The sequence below is a fragment of the Paenibacillus sp. 2TAB23 genome, from assembly GCF_052115165.1.
Lineage (GTDB): Bacteria > Bacillota > Bacilli > Paenibacillales > Paenibacillaceae > Pristimantibacillus.
Genome location: NZ_JBFRGD010000086.1, coordinates 1 through 405, shown reverse-complemented (window position 1 = coordinate 405; position 405 = coordinate 1). Strand labels below are relative to the sequence as shown.

Sequence of the window (405 nt, the reverse complement as noted above, 5' to 3'; positions counted from 1 at the left end):
CGTATCTGCTGTGCCTGTTGGGCTGTTCGCTACGGTGATTGTCGCTGCTGCTGGTGCTGCAGTGATTTCGGCATCGTACGCTTTTACGGTTCTTGTGCTCTCCAGCTTGCCTTCGTTTACTACGCTCACATACACGCTGCTTGCTGTTGCGCCCAGCTGTTCAATCGTTACCGTTGCTGATGTTGCATCTTCAGCTACTGTTGCTGTTCCGATTGCTGCTCCGCCTGTTGCTGCTTTGTAGACATTGACTACATCRCCTTCTACTAGACCTGTAACAACCACTGTATCACTTACGCCTACTTTGTTGTTCGAAGCTGTGATCGTGGCTGCTGCTGGTGCTRCCGATACAGGCTCTGTTACATATTTCGCAGCCGTACGTGTACTCTCCAGCTTGTTCGCTTTCGT

Annotated in this window: 1 pseudogene; it reads right to left on the bottom strand. The window is 51.1% G+C overall.

Annotation, left to right across the window (positions count from 1 at the left end):
• Positions 1-405 (bottom strand): annotated as a pseudogene (locus AB4Z29_RS32415) (hypothetical protein); the annotation flags it as partial.